Annotated in this window: 13 protein-coding genes; 8 read left to right on the top strand and 5 right to left on the bottom strand. The window is 52.5% G+C overall.

Translation table 11 applies throughout. From position 1 onward, the window contains the following. Window positions 1–251: 251 nt before the first annotated feature. Window positions 252–446, bottom strand: a complete 195-nt coding sequence (locus tag ET33_RS22850; protein ID WP_036687288.1) for a hypothetical protein — start codon at window positions 444–446, stop codon at window positions 252–254. 1,153 nt (window positions 447–1,599) lie between these two features. Between ET33_RS22850 and ET33_RS39005 the strand changes: the two genes are divergently transcribed. Genes ET33_RS39005 through ET33_RS22835 form a run of 3 tightly spaced genes read left to right on the top strand, consistent with a single transcriptional unit; the run spans window position 1,600 to window position 4,428 of the window. Continuing rightward, on the top strand, window positions 1,600–2,856 hold the full coding sequence (locus ET33_RS39005) for a sensor histidine kinase (RefSeq protein WP_036687284.1): 1,257 nt from the start codon (window positions 1,600–1,602) through the stop codon (window positions 2,854–2,856). Further along, entirely contained in the window at window positions 2,853–3,479 is a 627-nt protein-coding gene (locus ET33_RS22840) for a response regulator transcription factor (protein ID WP_036687281.1), read from the top strand. Before ET33_RS39005 ends, ET33_RS22840 begins: the two co-directional genes overlap by 4 nt. 34 nt (window positions 3,480–3,513) lie before the next feature. Beyond that, window positions 3,514–4,428, top strand: a complete 915-nt coding sequence (locus ET33_RS22835) for a polyprenyl synthetase family protein (protein ID WP_152570688.1) — start codon at window positions 3,514–3,516, stop codon at window positions 4,426–4,428. Window positions 4,429–4,547: 119 nt separating this feature from the next. Here ET33_RS22835 and ET33_RS22830 read toward each other — a convergent pair whose 3' ends face one another. Continuing rightward, the gene (locus tag ET33_RS22830; RefSeq protein ID WP_036687275.1) at window positions 4,548–5,006 is read right to left on the bottom strand and encodes a general stress protein; all 459 of its coding nucleotides are present in this window, start codon (window positions 5,004–5,006) and stop codon (window positions 4,548–4,550) included. A gap of 261 nt (window positions 5,007–5,267) precedes the next feature. On the opposite strand from ET33_RS22830, the gene ET33_RS22825 reads away from it, so the two are divergent. The 4 genes from ET33_RS22825 to ET33_RS22810 all read left to right on the top strand — a co-directional run bounded on the left by ET33_RS22825 (window position 5,268) and on the right by ET33_RS22810 (window position 12,243). Next, the gene (locus ET33_RS22825) at window positions 5,268–6,425 is read left to right on the top strand and encodes a PP2C family protein-serine/threonine phosphatase (RefSeq protein WP_036687272.1); all 1,158 of its coding nucleotides are present in this window, start codon (window positions 5,268–5,270) and stop codon (window positions 6,423–6,425) included. A 62-nt stretch (window positions 6,426–6,487) separates the two neighbouring features. Beyond that, the gene (locus ET33_RS22820) at window positions 6,488–10,126 is read left to right on the top strand and encodes a response regulator (RefSeq protein WP_036687268.1); all 3,639 of its coding nucleotides are present in this window, start codon (window positions 6,488–6,490) and stop codon (window positions 10,124–10,126) included. Next, a complete protein-coding gene (locus ET33_RS22815; RefSeq protein WP_235206795.1) occupies window positions 10,123–11,043 on the top strand; it encodes a CheR family methyltransferase in 921 nt (306 codons plus the stop codon). Before ET33_RS22820 ends, ET33_RS22815 begins: the two co-directional genes overlap by 4 nt. 12 nt (window positions 11,044–11,055) lie before the next feature. Then, the gene (locus ET33_RS22810; protein WP_036687264.1) at window positions 11,056–12,243 is read left to right on the top strand and encodes an ATP-binding protein; all 1,188 of its coding nucleotides are present in this window, start codon (window positions 11,056–11,058) and stop codon (window positions 12,241–12,243) included. A gap of 93 nt (window positions 12,244–12,336) precedes the next feature. On the opposite strand, the gene ET33_RS39875 is transcribed toward ET33_RS22810, so the two are convergent. From ET33_RS39875 to ET33_RS22800, 3 genes are read right to left on the bottom strand one after another with little or no spacing between them, the layout of a single operon-like run. After that, window positions 12,337–12,762: an alpha/beta hydrolase gene (locus ET33_RS39875; protein ID WP_235206794.1), complete on the bottom strand. Its 426-nt coding sequence runs from the start codon at window positions 12,760–12,762 to the stop codon at window positions 12,337–12,339. Then, window positions 12,759–13,334 carry an alpha/beta hydrolase gene (locus ET33_RS39870; protein WP_235206793.1) on the bottom strand — a complete coding sequence of 192 codons (576 nt, stop codon included), beginning with the start codon at window positions 13,332–13,334 and terminating at the stop codon, window positions 12,759–12,761. Before ET33_RS39870 ends, ET33_RS39875 begins: the two co-directional genes overlap by 4 nt. 38 nt (window positions 13,335–13,372) lie before the next feature. After that, complete coding sequence (locus ET33_RS22800) at window positions 13,373–14,266, bottom strand: MBL fold metallo-hydrolase (RefSeq protein WP_036687261.1); 894 nt, start codon at window positions 14,264–14,266, stop codon at window positions 13,373–13,375. Between the two features lie 257 nt (window positions 14,267–14,523). Here ET33_RS22800 and ET33_RS22795 point away from each other — a divergent pair, with 257 nt between their 5' ends. Continuing rightward, on the top strand, window positions 14,524–15,069 hold the full coding sequence (locus ET33_RS22795) for a helix-turn-helix domain-containing protein (protein WP_036687259.1): 546 nt from the start codon (window positions 14,524–14,526) through the stop codon (window positions 15,067–15,069). Window positions 15,070–15,191: the final 122 nt, after the last annotated feature.

Here is a 15,191-nt window from a genome sequence, read left to right as displayed (position 1 = left end):
TAGGAACGGATTATTTGAACGAAGGAGTCGTCGTGGGTTCGATTTAAGCAACGCTATTTTGGCGAGGGGAATTAAGAAGGACTTGTCTACAAGAACTGATTCTAAAAATGGATAGTTTCGTTATATTTATGCTTTTGATATTAATGTAATTGTCGTATATTACCGAAATAACGTGCAAAATGAAAAGAGATTGTATACTAGGAAAGACCTAATATACAATCTCTTATTGATTTGGTAAAATAATACTAGAGTCAATCCCATTTAGAGAGGGGATCTTTTGGCTGTTTGAATTTATCAGCTTGGCTGAATGCCTCAATAACTGCAAGGGATTCGGCGCTAGATATAAATGAACTTTTTAAGGAAGTGTTTACATTTTTTCGGAAATCGACACCTTTCAACATGTGAACGACATGATGCAACTGCGGCGTTACCCGGATGGTTAGCATGTGTAGGATATCCCCTTTTATGAGACGATTTTACTAGAAACAGTATATCAAGAAAGTTTAATAAAAGTAAGTATTTAGGGAGAACTTTATGAAAAAAAAGGGTATAATATTGCTGTTTCTGTCGATTTTTGTCGCTGCGCAAGCTTGGTGTTCTTACATTATGTTCAAATATCCTTATACTGGAATTTACCTAACATTAAATCAACAGAATCAGTGGGAAATTAAAGAATTAGATAATGATAGTGCGAGTGTTTATCTTGACTTAAAAGTAGGGGATATCATCAAGCAAGTTGATGGTAAATCTCCTGATGAGAATCCGATGATTTACAAATGGAGGACAATAGAGCAGGCTCGTGAATTGTTTATATCAAGAGATGGACTTGAGAAGAAAATTATAATTTATTCTAGGAGTGAGCTATCTCAAGATATAATTCCATTATTTGAAGGATTATTGTGTTTATTTTTGGCTGGTTTATTGTATATGAGAATACGTCACTCCTCATCAGCGCAGTTACTTGCAGTTGTTTTTTTAACTTGTGGCATTATTTACATAAGTCAAGGCGCGTCAATTAGAGGGGATGTTGTTGGGAAGATATTAATCACTAGTTTAGTGATGGCAATACCTTTTGTTTTTTTTCATTTTCTAGTTGTCTTTTTCAAGGAAAAAGGAAATATACAGCTACCCAAAAAGGTATTAAAATATTTATACTCTATTGCTGTGATAGGGTTTGGAATAAGACTTTTTACGTTGTATCCTCCAACGGCTTATATGATTCATCGTTATAATGCTACGGTGACATTGTCTTTTTTCATCGTGGGATTTTTGTTCAATATAAGTGTTTTAACATTCATTTATTTCAAAATTCATAAAGAAAAATCTTATTTGTCAAGTATTGTTAGAAGCGTATGGTTCTCGCTTTTTTTATCATTTTTACCGGCAATCTGTTTTTCATTTCTTCCTAAACTCATTACCGGACAACGAATTATTAATGTCCTCTATACAAACTGGTTTATCTTGCTTTTTCCAATTTCATTCGCGTACCTGATTGCTTCGAACCAGTTATACGACATTGGCTTAGTACTGCGACGTATTGGATTTGCCGTTTTGCTTGCCATCATACCATCCGGTATATTTACAGGAAGCTACGTCTTCTTGTTTCAAGACTTGGTAGATGCGAGACAAGTTACTTTCATCTTTACCGGCTCCGTCATCATGCTAGCCACCGTCATGTACTCGGCCGAATACTTTACAACTCGGCTGGAACGGTTTCTGTTCCCTAGAAAGTATGTGCTCCAAACGGCGCTCAAGAAAATTTCCAAGAGTCTCGGAGCCATCTCCAGCCTCCGCGATCTGAAAGAAATCGTCCTCATGGACATCGTCAGCACGCTTCAGGTAAGAGGCGGCGCGATCATATTCCAGTACGAGAACGATACCGAGATCATCGACGAAGGCGAAATCGATACGGCGGAGATCAAGAAAATGATCTGTTCATCGACTTGGCTTCACCATCCGATATACACCTGTATCGAGATTACCCGTCATGAAGAATACGCCAGCTACCTGGTCATTACGAGCAACAAAGCGAACACGTTGCTGGGCAAGGAAGAGGTTCAATGGCTTCACTTGATTACTTCCTATCTGGAAGTCAGTCTGGAGAATGTCCACCTGATCCGCAAGCTGACGGCGAAAATGCAGCTGCTGGCGGCACAATTGCCCGACGAGCAGTCGGCGCAGGACATTCAGTGGTTCCGCAAAATCATGTTCGAGCTACAAGAGGAAGAACGGCTCCGGATCGCCGCCGATCTGCACGATACGACGATGCAGGATTTGTTTTTCCTTAAGCGGCGATTCGTGGCGCTGCTGGACAAGTACGCGATGAACAAGGAAGACAAGGAGCATCTGAACAACATTATCAATTTCGTAGAAATGATCAACAACAGCCTGCGGCAAAGCTGCTTCGAATTGAATCCGTTCCTGCTGAAGGAGATCGGGCTGATCGAAACCGTGCGGACGTATCTGGACAAAGAAGCGTACCATACGCCGTTCGAGATCGAGTTCAAGGAAGAGGGCGCTTCCTCTATCGAGTCGAAGGATTTGACGACAAAAAGGCATATTTTCCGCATTGTTCAAGAGCTGCTTAACAACGCGAAGAAGCATTCGCAGGCTTCGAAAGTATCTTTTGCCATGACAATGAAGGATCATAAGTTCTGCCTGACTTATGAAGACGACGGCGTCGGGTTTGACAGCACGCAAGTACCTCGCATGGAGATTGGAGCATCTGGGATGGGAGTGGAGCAAATGAGAGGTCGTATCTTGCATTTGAACGGAAAGCTGGAGTTCGATTCGCGGCGAGGCGCCGGTGTGAAGTTCGTGATTACGATTCCGATCCGGGAGGTGATGTCCGTATGAATGAAACGGTCAAAGCTCTCGTGATCGATGATCATCCTCTCGTTGCTCATGCGACGAAGGAATTATTGGAGGACACGGATTGCATTGAAGTGGTCGGCATTGCCAGCAGCGCCGAGGAAGGCATGGAGCAGATCAAGAAGCACCAGCCGGGGCTCGTTTTTCTGGATTACCAGCTTCCCGATCTGTCGGGAACCGATGTCGCGGCGCAAATCAAGAAGGAATATCCGCACATACATATTGTGATATTTACCGGGCACGACTTGACGGGGGCGATGAATCGGCTCATCGAGCTGAAAGTTAGCGGCGTGCTTTCGAAAGAATCCAGCATCAGAACGATCAAGAACATGGTGAACTGCATTCTGGACAACCATACGATGCTGCCATTGTCGCTGTATCACCAGATTCAATTGAACGGTTCGCCTTCGTATGAAGATTTGAACGATGAAGAAGTGATGATGATGGGTATGGTCGTCAAAGGGGCTACGCACGATCAGATTGCCGATCATATCCACATGAGCAAACGTACCGTCGATAATTACCTGCGCCGAATCTACGACAAGCTGGGCGCGAAGTCGAGAATGGAAGCGATGGAGAAATTCATTAAAAGCAGGCATTACACGTAGACATTCTATAGGGACAACTAGGGGGACGGGCGGATTGGATCGGGAGACAGTAGAGCATATGTACCGGATGGTAGACGATCATGTGGGCGCGGAGGATCTCAATGCTTTGCTCAAAGCGTTCATCGAGGAGAAGGCGCAGGAACAAGGGTCGTGGTCGAGCATCACGCGCTGCACCCATGAGATGCTGGGAGGAGCTTCACCGCATATCGACCGGTTGGCCGCGGCGACGGAATTGATTCTTCTCTGCTTCGATATCGTCGATGATCTGCAGGATCAGGACCACGGGAGCAAGCCGTGGATGCAGTGTCCGCCGGCAGTTGCGTTAAATGCGGTGCTCGTTTTCCTGACGGGATTCATCGGGGAGCTCGGCCAATGCGGAGTGAACGGGCGTTCACTTTATGAGATCAGTAAGATGCTGTCCCGCTCGGTCAACGGACAGCATAAGGACGTTACGAATCAGGTGCCCGAGGTAGACGATTATCTCGCAATGATTCAGGAGAAATCCGGGTCCTTGTTCCGTTTTGCTTGTCAAATGGGGTACTGTCTGACGGATTGCAGCGAAGAGACGATGGAGCGGATTGACGATCTGGCAGATTGTGTCGGAATGATTCATCAGATCCAGAACGATCTGAAGGACATCGCTCAATTCGACGTGAAGAGCGATTTGCTGCTTCGCAAGCGGACGCTGCCTGTGCTGTATTTGCTCAATGTAGATAGCGAAGCGTTTCGCCCGGTGAAGGAGTATTACGAAGGAAGAATCACCGCAGACGCTCTTGTGCAGGATAAAGAGCAGTACATGCGGCTGATTGTGGATTCCGGCTGTATCGAATATACTAAGATCGTGCAGTCCGTATGCGTTCAAAAAGCAGAGGAGCTATGGACCGATCTCCAGGTCCCGTCTCCGTGGAAAGAAAAATTCCGGGAACTTACGTACGCCGCTTTTGCTTAGCAGCCGGGCCTTGTCACCCGAACCAAAAAGATAAAGAAGCACCTTGAGACCCGCAAAAGGATCGAGGTGCTTTTTGGCTTGGGCGGAACCCGCCGCCACATAGTTCGACGACGAGCGCCCTACACGGTACCGCCCGGGCCGTCCGGACCGGACATGTATATCCCGCCTATCGGAGGAATCGCCACGTCCTCGGGGTGCTCGCGGCGGCGGGCGGCGAGATCTTCATCCGTCCGCTCGAAGGTGCGGGTATCGTCCTCGTACCAGACGAGCACCATAATGCGCCCCTTGTCCAGCTCCTTCTCGTACCGCTCCGCCTCCAGTGCGGAGATGCCGAGCGATTCCATTTTTGCCCGGAGCTGATCGCCGCGGGAGCGAAACAGGTTGGCGAAGGCAGTCGCCATCCCTTCCTCCATCACGCCGATCGTATTCGTATCGGTCAGGCGTCTGAGCCCTTCGGTCCGGTCGTCGTCATGCGCCAGCACATAAATTTTATTTAGGGAATGGCCTTCCTCACGAAAGCCCCGAATGGCGCGGATCGCGTACTCTTCACCTTCTACCAGCTTCACTTTTGTTCTCATGAGTTGTCCCTCCTCGAATCGGTTCAGATCATGCGTGGGAGACTTTGCCGAGCATGTCTGCCATAGAGTTGGTCAGCCGTCCGGATCGGTCCGGCCTATGCTTCATTAACCCGGATTTTCCAAGCCGAAACAATCCTCGGTCTGATTCAAACGTTCCGTTTTCGGTTAATTAAGCTTTAAAAAAAGCTATAATGGTAAAAAACGGACCTTTACCAATCGGGGTCAAAGGATGCACATGGACAAGGGAGAGACGAACAAGGTATGAACATTGCCATCGTGGACGACAACCCGGTCAATCTCATCGTGATCGAAAAAATATTGAAAAGCGCAGGATACGATTCGTTCTGGAAAGCCGCTTCGGCGGTGGAAATGATGCAGCGGCTCACCGAGTATGCGAACGGGGGCAAGGTGCCGGTCGACTTGATCCTGATGGATATGATGATGCCGGAGATGGACGGGATCGAAGCGTGCCGCCGCATTCAGCAGGATGAGCGCCTCAAGGATATCCCGGTGATTATCGTGACGGCGCTCGGCGATTCCAACAAGCTGGCGGAGGCGATGGAGGCCGGGGCGATGGATTACGTGATGAAGCCGGTGAACAAAATCGAGCTGATCGCGCGGATTCGTTCGGCGCTGCGCCTCAAATACGAGAAGGATTGGCACAAGGAGAACGATGCTCGTATCCGCGAGGAGTTGGAGCTGGCCCGGCAAGTGCAGGGCAGCGTGCTCAGTCCGCCTCTGAAGAAGGAGCGGCTGGAAATCAGCGCCGCGTATTACCCGTCGTTCGAGCTGGCGGGTGATTCTTACGCATGGTACCGGATTGACGAGGACCGGCACGGCGTCATCATTCTGGACATTATGGGCCACGGGATTTCGTCTTCGCTGGTGTGCATGTTTATCTCCTCGGTCATGCAGGACACGATCACGCGCTTCGTCTCGCCGGAGTTCGTCGTGACGGAGCTGAATCGGTATATGAACCAGCTCAATCATAAAAATCCGTCGGTCAGCTATTATTTTACGGCGATTTATTTGCTGATCGATACCCAGACCAAGACGATCGAATACGTGAACGCGGGCCATCCGCCCGGGTTTCTTTTTGAAGAGGGAAAAGCGCCGGTGGCGCTCAATCAGGGGAGCTGTGCCGTCGGCTTCTTCGATCAGATGGAGATTACGAAGAGCATCTTCACCTATGAACAGCCGATCCGCATCGCCTTGTATACGGATGGGCTGCTGGAGGCGCTGCCGCTGCCGGACGTTTACCCGGAGGATGCGGCGGAATCGGATCTGCTGGCGCTGCGTCTGCAAAGCTGCATTCATCAGGCGCCCAGCCCCGAATACCTCGTTGAGACCCTGCTGCCGCAGGATGTGAGAGAGGCGCAGAGTGACGATATTTGTATGGTGCTGATCACCGCTACGTAGATGGCGGCCACGAATAAAAATGATACTTAGAGAGAGAAAGGGACGGGAGAGGGAATGAACTGATGAAGATGAAGACGAAGCTGTTTATGGGATTCGGAATCCTGCTGGTGTTGATTTTTGCTTTGGCGGGCATCGGGATGAGCCGGCTGACCAGCACGGATTCCGTGATTAAGGAAATTTACGAGAACCGGTACCAGAAGGTGCGGACCAGCACGCAGGTGCGCAATGACGCAGCGGAACTCGCCAAGGGTATCGTGAATTTGCTGTTGATCGACTCGGAAGAAATCGACAAGAAGAATGCCGAAGTCGTCAAAACGCTCAGCGGCAAGGTCATGCATGGCCTTCAGCAGATTGACGAATTTTCTAAGGAAGGAAAAGAGCGGGAGCTGGCTGACGAAGTTCTGCTGCATGGAAAACGCTTCCTGGACTTCAAGGATCAGGTCGTTCGTCTGAACCAAAGCGGCAGACAGGCGGAGGCCAACTCGCTTCGCACGACTGTCGGGATCGATCTGCAGGATAGATTTACGAGAAGCATGGGCAATTTGACGAATTTTCACAACGAGGCGATGGATGCGGCCATCCACCAGGCGTTGAGTGACAATCAACAGACGGTGATGTATACCGGGCTGTTAACGCTGATCGGCCTGCTGCTGAGCGTGGCCATTATGCTGTGGATCGTGTTCGGGTTTTCTCGGGGGCTGAACATCCTCTCGGCGATGCTTGCGAATTTTGCAAGCGGGAAATGGGGGCACGCGGCTTACCGGGTACCCATTACGTCCAATGACGAATTCGGCCAGCTTGCGGGTGTGTTCAATCGGCTGGCCGACGATTTGAAGCAAACCACCGCCAGCGAGCGGGCTCTGAATAAAATGAATGAAGAAACGCTTTGGCTGCAAACCCAGATTGCGCACATGTATGCGATGCTGGAGGATTCGCGGAAGGTCGAAGAGATGGCGCAAACGTTCATCGGAGAACTGGCCCGGATCGTCGGTGCGCAGGACGGGGCGCTCTATGTGCTGAAGCAGACGGCGTCGGGCACCAAGCTGGTGCTTGCCGGCACGTACGCCCGTTCGGAAAGCACGGCCGCTGCCGAGCTCCCGCTCGGAGAAGGGCTCGTCGGACAGTGTGCGAAGGACGGCAAGCCGATCACGGTGGAAGGCGTCGCCGGACAATACGGCGCGATCCGCTCCGCCTTCGGCGAGATGGAGCCGCTGACGCTAACAGTACTGCCAGTCGAGTACGACGACGAAGTGATCGCGGTGTTCGAGCTCGTTTCGCTGAAGACGTTTTCGGAGCTGGAGCAGAAGCTAATCAAGCAGACGAGCGAAAACCTGGGCGTGACGCTTAACGTCTTGATGGGACGCCTGAGGATCGAGGAGCTGCTGCGGATTCATCAGGCGCTGACCGATGAATTGCAGACCCAGTCGGAAGAGCTGCTGTCCCAGCAGGACGAGCTCAAGGCTTCCAACGAGAAGCTGGAGGAGCAGACGCGGGCGCTGCGGGCGTCGGAGGAGCAGCTGCAGCGGCAGCAGGAGGAGCTGGAGCAAAGCAACGATGCCTTGGTCCGCAAGACGGCGGAGCTGGAAGAGCAAGTCCGCGAGACGGAGGAGGTCAATCGCCAGATCGAGCTGGCCAAGGAGAAGCTGGAGAAGCAGACGCTGGAGCTGGCATTGTCTTCCAGGTATAAGTCGGAATTTCTGGCGAACATGTCGCACGAGCTTCGGACGCCGCTTAACAGCTTGCTGATCCTTTCCCAACAGCTGAAGGAGAACAAGGAGCGCAACTTGACGGGCAAGCAGGTAGAGTATGCGGAGACGATCTACTCGTCCGGCTGCGACTTGCTTAAGCTGATCGACGATGTGCTCGATTTGGCGAAGGTCGAATCCGGCCGGATGGAGCTGCATGAGGAGACGATCTGCTTGCAGGAGACGGCCGAATCGATGCGAAAAGCGTTCGGACCGCTGGCCCGGTCCAAAGGGCTGTCCTTCGAGGTGGATTTCGGCGGCGTGGCGCCAGGACAGATTCAAACGGACAGCGGGCGGCTGAAGCAAATTTTGAAAAATTTGCTGTCCAACGCTTTCAAGTTCACGAATTCCGGGAGCGTTCGACTCACCATACGGCAGCTCGCGGAGCCGAGAGCGATGGTCGCCTTCGAGGTCGAGGATACAGGCATCGGGATTTCTGCGGATAAGCAGCAGCTGATCTTCGAGGCGTTTCGGCAGGCGGACGGAACGACGAGCCGCAAGTACGGCGGGACGGGGCTCGGCCTCTCAATCAGCCGGCAGCTGGCTTCGCGGCTCGGCGGAGCGATCGAGCTTGAGAGCGAGGAGGGCCGCGGCAGTCGGTTTACGCTGTATTTGCCGCACGACGCGCGACTGGCGTCCGGCGCGGCCGAAGCGGCGCCCGCCGTCATGCCACCCTCGGCGGAAGCCCCGGATAGGTGGCCGCAGCCTTCGTCGAGGGCGCTCGCTAACGGCGAGATGCCGGTGACCGCCTTCGCGGACGACCGCGGCAGCATTGCGGAAGGCGACCGGGTGCTGCTGATCATCGAGGACGATGCGCATTTTGCCGCGATTTTGCTGGACATGGCGCGGAGCCGGGGCTTCAAGGCGGTCGTCGCGCTGCAGGGGGATACGGGACTTCAGCTCGCCAAGACCCTCCAGCCGGATGCGATCCTGCTCGATATCCAGCTGCCGGTCATGGACGGCTGGTCCGTGCTCGTGCAGCTCAAGAACGACGCTTCCACCCGCCATATTCCGGTTCATGTCATTTCCGTCGTGGACGAGGTGCATCAAGGGCTGTCGATGGGAGCGATCGCTTGGCTGCGCAAGCCGTCCGGCAAAGAGCATTTGGAGCAGGCGTTTACGCATATTTTATCATTCCTGAACCGCGACCTGCGTAATCTTCTTATTGTAGAGCCGGACGAAGAGCAGCGCCGGAGCTTGGTGGACCTGATCGCTCATGACGACGTCCGAATTACGGCCGTAGCGGGCGGCGGGGAGGCGCTTAAGGTACTGGCGGCGCAGCCGTTCGACTGCATGGTGCTCGATTATGGAATGACCGGGCCGTCCGTCTACGAGCTGCTCGACCGGATCAAAGCGGACGAGGGGCTGCGGCGGCTGCCGATTGTGATTTATACCGGCAAGACGCTGGATAAGAAAGAGCAGCTGCGCTTGAAGAAATATGCGGAATCGATCATCATCAAGGATGTGAAGTCGCCGGAGCGGCTGCTTGACGAGACGTCGCTGTTCCTGCATCGCGTTGAGGAGAACTTGCCGGAAGAGAAGCAGCAGGTGCTTCAGAAACTGCACAGCATCGAAACGGTATTCAAAGGCAAGAAGGTGCTGCTTGTCGACGATGACATCCGCAACGTGTTCGCGCTGTCCAATCTGCTCGAAGGCCTCGGGATGCAGGTGGCGTTCGCCGAGACCGGCAGGCAGGCGCTCGATTCCCTGGACCGGGAGCCAGACTTCGATCTCGTGCTGATGGACATCATGATGCCGGAGATGGACGGCTACGAAGCGATGCGCGCCATCCGCGGCGACGAGCGATTAGACCGGCTGCCGATTATCGCCCTGACGGCCAAGGCGATGAAGGACGACCGTGAAAAATGCATTCAAGCCGGAGCCTCCGATTACATTACCAAGCCGGTTCATACCGAGCAGCTTCTTTCGCTCATGCGGGTGTGGTTATACAAATGAGCGGCAGATTGTACGATCAAAAGGCAGAGGACTTGAGCGCGCTGCGCAAGCTTGGTTCCGTCTATTCGGAGGCGGACGGAGGCCGGGGCACCCGGGAAGAAGAGGAACGGGAGCGCATCGAGATCGCTTTGCTGCTGGAGGGGCTGTACCGGCTGTACGGTTTCGACTTCCGCAATTACGCGTATCCGTCGGTCCGCCGGCGTATCTGGCACCGCATCTACGCGGAGCGGTTACTCAGCGTATCCGGCCTGCAGGAGCGGGTGCTGCACGACCGGAGCTGTGCGGAGCGTTTGGTAGACGATCTGGTCATTCACGTGACCGAGATGTACCGGGACCCGAGCTCGTTCGCGGCGTTCCGGGAGCGGGTCGTGCCGCTTCTGCGGGAGCTGCCTTCCTTCCGCATCTGGCATGCGGGCTGTTCGACGGGGGAGGAGGTATACTCCACCGCCATTTTGCTGTACGAGGAAGGGTTGTACGACCAGGCGCGCATCTATGCGACCGACATTAACGAAGAGGTGCTCCATGTGGCGGAGCGCGCCGCTTACCCGCTCAAGAAAATGCAGGAATACACCAAAAATTACATGCATGCCGGGGGCAAGGATGCGTTCTCGGGGTATTATGGCGCATCCGGGAACATGGCCGTATTTCATCCTTTTTTGCGGGAACGGATCGTTTTTGCGCAGCATAATCTGGTGACGGACCGGTCGTTTAATGAGTTTCACGTCATCTTTTGCCGCAATGTCATGATTTATTTCGATTCGATCCTGCAAAACCATGCGCACGATCTGTTCTACGAAAGCTTGTGCCCGCAGGGGATTCTCGTCTTGGGGCATAAGGAGTCGATCACGTTTACGAAGCATGCGGTGCATTACGAGACGCTGGATCCGCAAGAGAAAATATTTCGCAAGATCAAATGAGGTGGGGTTTGTATGGATGTGCCGATCCGCATCTTGCTGGTGGACGATCAACCGGAGAACCTGCTTGCGCTTGAGGCGGTGTTGGAGGACCAGAACTATATTCTCGAGAAGGCGACCTCCGGGGAGGAGGCGCTGCGCTGTCTGCTCAAGCACGAATTCGCCGTCATCGTACTCGATGTGCACATGCCGGGGATGGACGGGTTTGAGACGGCCCAGTGGATCAAATCCCGCGAAAAAACGCGGGCGGTGCCGATCATCTTCATCACCGCGGCTCCGGACGAGCAGGATCAGGCGTTTACGGCGTATTCCGTCGGGGCAATCGATTATATCGTGAAGCCGTTCGTGCCGCGCACGCTGAAGTCGAAGATCGAAGGCTTCGTCAGCATCTATTTAGCGCAAAAAAAGCTGCAGCAGCAAACCGAGCTGCTGAACGAACGGACCCGGGAGCTGCAGCGGGCGAAAGAAGAGGCCGAGCAGGCCGCTATGGCCAAAGCGAATTTTCTGGCGATGATGAGCCACGAAATTCGGACTCCGCTGAACGGGGTCATCGCCATGGCCGATCTGCTCGTGGAGACGGACCTGAACGCGGAACAGCGCGAGTATGTCGATACGATTCGTCGAAGCGGCGCCGCGCTGCTCTATGTCATCAACGATATTTTGGACTTATCCAAAATCGAGTCCGGCAAAATGGAGATCAAAGAAGAGCCGCTGAACCTGAGGATGAGCCTGATCGAAACGTACGAGGTGTTCCACGCCGAAAGCCGCAGCAAAACGCTGGAGCTTACGTACGATATCGATCCGGCGATCCCCGAGTGCATCATCGGCGACGAATCGCGGCTGCGGCAGGTTCTGATCAACCTGGTCGGCAACGCCGTCAAATTCACCGAGCAGGGCGGCGTGCACGTCTCGGTCGCGGTGCTAAGCCGATCGGAAGAGCAGCTGGAGCTGGAGTTCCGCGTCTCCGACACGGGCATCGGCATTCCGGAGGAGAAGCGCGACTTGCTGTTCCAGCCGTTCACGCAGGTCGATTCGTCCTTAACCCGCAAATACGGGGGGACGGGGCTAGGGCTGGCGATCTGCAAAAATCTCGTTCAGCTCATGGGCGGTTGCATCGCGCTTGCGCCGGGAGACCGCCGGGGGGCGGAGTTCGTTTTCACCATCCGTGTCAAGGGCTGCATCGAATACGGCTGCATTGTATAAGATTCCGCATAAGAACGGCCCGCGGCTTGTTGCCGCGGGCCATTCGTTTGGCAAGCGATATCATGAAAACTCGCTGTTGTTGTTGAGACTTCCTCATTTTGTCGGTGCGTAGGCTTCATCCAAAAAACCACGGATGGCTTGGAAAGCCTGAAGCCTGTTTTTCTCCAGCATAACCATGTGCGTTCCTTCCCCGATTTCGACCCAGCGGCGATAAGCGGCTCCGGTTAGGGAAGTGAAGAAATGCTGGGCCAATTCCAGCGGAACGTCGATATCCCACTCCGCATGGACAAGGAGGACAGGAACGGTAATGGCCCTAGGATCGTAGAAAGCTTTGCCTGCCGTCCAGTATTCACGGATGTCCAGGATAGGGCCATTGGTCGCCCGAATATATCCAGGATGAGCGGTTTGGCTCCCGGGATCGGAAGCAAGCGTTGCTTCGACCCATTGTTCAAACCAGCCTTCCGGAATCAAGTCGCTGCGCTTATGTCCAGGAGCGGCGCTTAGCCAGCGTTCCTTCATGCCGCCGACAGCGACAAGGCGATACGAGTCAAGCGGGCCGCCGGTATCGATAGGAACGGTCCGGAGCTTAACCACTGCGGCGCGATAAGCGAAAGCTTGTTAACCTTATCGTTGTTCCGGCTCGTATAGGCTCCCGCAACCGTGCCTCCCCAAGACATCCCCAAAATATTGACTTTTGATAAATTTCGGCGCTTCAGAACGAAGTCAACCGCAGTGCCAAAATCTCGAACTCCTGTTTCCGTACGGACAAGCGGCGGATTAAGATCAGCGGGCTGCTGCATCTCGGACGGTCGGGTCGAGCCGCCGTAGCCGCGGACATCCACGGCATAAACGTCATAGCCATGTCTAGCCAGATAGTCCAGGAAAGTGAAGCCGTCCAGCTTCACGTCGTACAGGCTTTCAACCGGATAAGTAGCGCCATGAACCATGACGATCGTTTTTTCATTGGAGAAGGTATTCATGGAAGCCGGACGTTTATTGCGTATATAGAGCTCGATGCCCGGCGTATCGCTGGGGATAAGCAGATCTTCGGTCAAGATGTCAATTTCGCCGGGAAAACCATGATTTGTCATAAGGTCAACACCTCTCACAAGTTAAATTGGTAGAAGGATTATACAAAGTTCCATTTGAAACCGTCGCCGCTGCGAGTGACATACCCCGCCGCGCTCTCCGGAAAATGCGAGCTGAAATAAATAACTGGGCGATCCGCTATGGACTCCAACACCCGGCGCCGTGAAATACGGGCTTGCTCGGTGAATTCGCAATACATGGAATTCCATTCGGGGTTAAAAACCTGGAACGGGTGGTGCATCACATCTGCGCCAAATAAAGCTTCTTCTCTGCCGGAAGTAAGGCTGATGGACATTTGTCCGATGCTGTGGCCGGGGGTTGGAATGAACTTGAAGATATCGAGAAGTTCCCCGCCCTCGGGACCGATGGTTTGCGTTAATCCGGCTTCGACAACAGGAAGGACGCTTTCCTCGTAAACGTTAAAGTTCGCTTCGTTTTCTTTGTTATGGCTCGCCTCGCTGGAATAATATTGCTGCTCCGCGAGGGGGAATACATAGGTAGCATTCGGAAATGTCGGCACCCATTGTCCGTCAACAAGCTTCGTATTCCAACCGACATGGTCTACGTGCAGATGCGTCAGCAGGACGTAGTCCACTTCTTCCGGCGAAACTCCTGCCTCTTGGAGGCGCTCAAGATAAGGCAGCTGAAGATTGGCAAGAGCCGGGTTTAACGGCAAATTCTTATCGTTTCCAGTAGCTGTATCGATAAGAATCGTATGCTTCGGAGTTTTCACAACCCATGTTCCTATGCTAACGATAAGCTGAGAATCGCCGTCGATCAGACCAGCCGGAAGGCAGTTCCGATTCTCCTCCAGAAACGCCGGATTCCACGATCCGTCGAAATAAATTTCTGGCGAAATACCACCCAGCACCATTTCGGTGACACGAGTAATGCTAACGTCTCCTACTTGATAGACTTTAGGGGTTTTGGTCATTGACAGTACACCTCTCTGTCTTTGAAAATTTCGCTACTACTGAAAATTGTTCTGGGAAGAACGATGAATGAATGCCCGGGTAAAAATTGGTTAGTCGACCTAAATAAAATAGTAAGCCAATCATAGCGGAGAATCAACGTTTTTACACCGTAATTCTGCCTCTGTGAAAGTGCTTGATCGTTCACGTTTTTTTACTTATGATAACAACATAAATTTCGGTGTCAGCGAAATAATTTCGGAGTTAAGGAGATGGACATATGAATTCAATCGGCGAAGTCATCCGAGGCACGCGGAAAAAACAAAAATTAACGCTCAAAGAAATAGCAAAAGCTGCATCCATATCGTTGTCTTTTCTTAGTGAAATCGAGCGCGATAAAGCGAATCCATCGATTAGCGTTCTGAAGCGCATAGCGAATGCGTTGAACGTAAATTTTACCGATTTGTTTGGTGAAGAAAAGCGAAGCATCGTCGTCAGGAACAACGAACGCAAGCCATTGGTGCATTCAGAGAGTTCGCGGATTACTTGGTACGCTCTTAGTCAAGGTAGCAATAACAAGATGGGGCCGATATGGGGAGTTCTGGAAGAAGGTGCAACATCCGGCGACATAAGCGTGGGCCATAGCGAGGGTGAGGAATTTCTTTTTATTCATTCCGGATGCTTGGAGTTTGTGCTTGGCAATGAACGTTACATCCTTAACGAAGGAGACAGCATCTATTACGATGCCAGGGTGCCTCACAGTTATAAGAATATATGGAAGGGCGAAACGCTGCTGATTGCGGTATCTGCTCCGCCTACCTTTTAACGGGACGAAAGTGGAGATGGTTATGGTCATGACGTCGCAAAATTTATAAATTTGTTAAAAAATTATAAAACTATAGATCAAACGATCTGTTCGACCCACCTTGAAAAACGGCGAGCTCTCGC

The sequence above is a fragment of the Paenibacillus tyrphae genome (assembly GCF_000722545.1).
GTDB lineage: Bacteria > Bacillota > Bacilli > Paenibacillales > NBRC-103111 > Paenibacillus_G > Paenibacillus_G tyrfis.
Note: the sequence above shows the minus strand (reverse complement) of the source record. Positions and strands in the feature narration are given on the sequence as shown.

Bases quoted from the DNA above. Each gene is read 5' to 3' on its own strand.
- ET33_RS22840 (WP_036687281.1), top strand. From the start codon at position 2,853: ATGAATGAAACGGTCAAAGCTCTCGTGATCGATGATCATCCTCTCGTT.
- ET33_RS39870 (WP_235206793.1), bottom strand. From the start codon at position 13,334: ATGACAAATCATGGTTTTCCCGGCGAAATTGACATCTTGACCGAAGAT.
- ET33_RS22830 (WP_036687275.1), bottom strand. From the start codon at position 5,006: ATGAGAACAAAAGTGAAGCTGGTAGAAGGTGAAGAGTACGCGATCCGC.
- ET33_RS22820 (WP_036687268.1), top strand. From the start codon at position 6,488: ATGAAGATGAAGACGAAGCTGTTTATGGGATTCGGAATCCTGCTGGTG.
- ET33_RS22815 (WP_235206795.1), top strand. From the start codon at position 10,123: ATGAGCGGCAGATTGTACGATCAAAAGGCAGAGGACTTGAGCGCGCTG.
- ET33_RS22800 (WP_036687261.1), bottom strand. From the start codon at position 14,266: ATGACCAAAACCCCTAAAGTCTATCAAGTAGGAGACGTTAGCATTACT.
- ET33_RS39875 (WP_235206794.1), bottom strand. From the start codon at position 12,762: ATGAAGGAACGCTGGCTAAGCGCCGCTCCTGGACATAAGCGCAGCGAC.
- ET33_RS22850 (WP_036687288.1), bottom strand. From the start codon at position 446: ATGCTAACCATCCGGGTAACGCCGCAGTTGCATCATGTCGTTCACATG.
- ET33_RS22795 (WP_036687259.1), top strand. From the start codon at position 14,524: ATGAATTCAATCGGCGAAGTCATCCGAGGCACGCGGAAAAAACAAAAA.
- ET33_RS22825 (WP_036687272.1), top strand. From the start codon at position 5,268: ATGAACATTGCCATCGTGGACGACAACCCGGTCAATCTCATCGTGATC.
- ET33_RS22810 (WP_036687264.1), top strand. From the start codon at position 11,056: ATGGATGTGCCGATCCGCATCTTGCTGGTGGACGATCAACCGGAGAAC.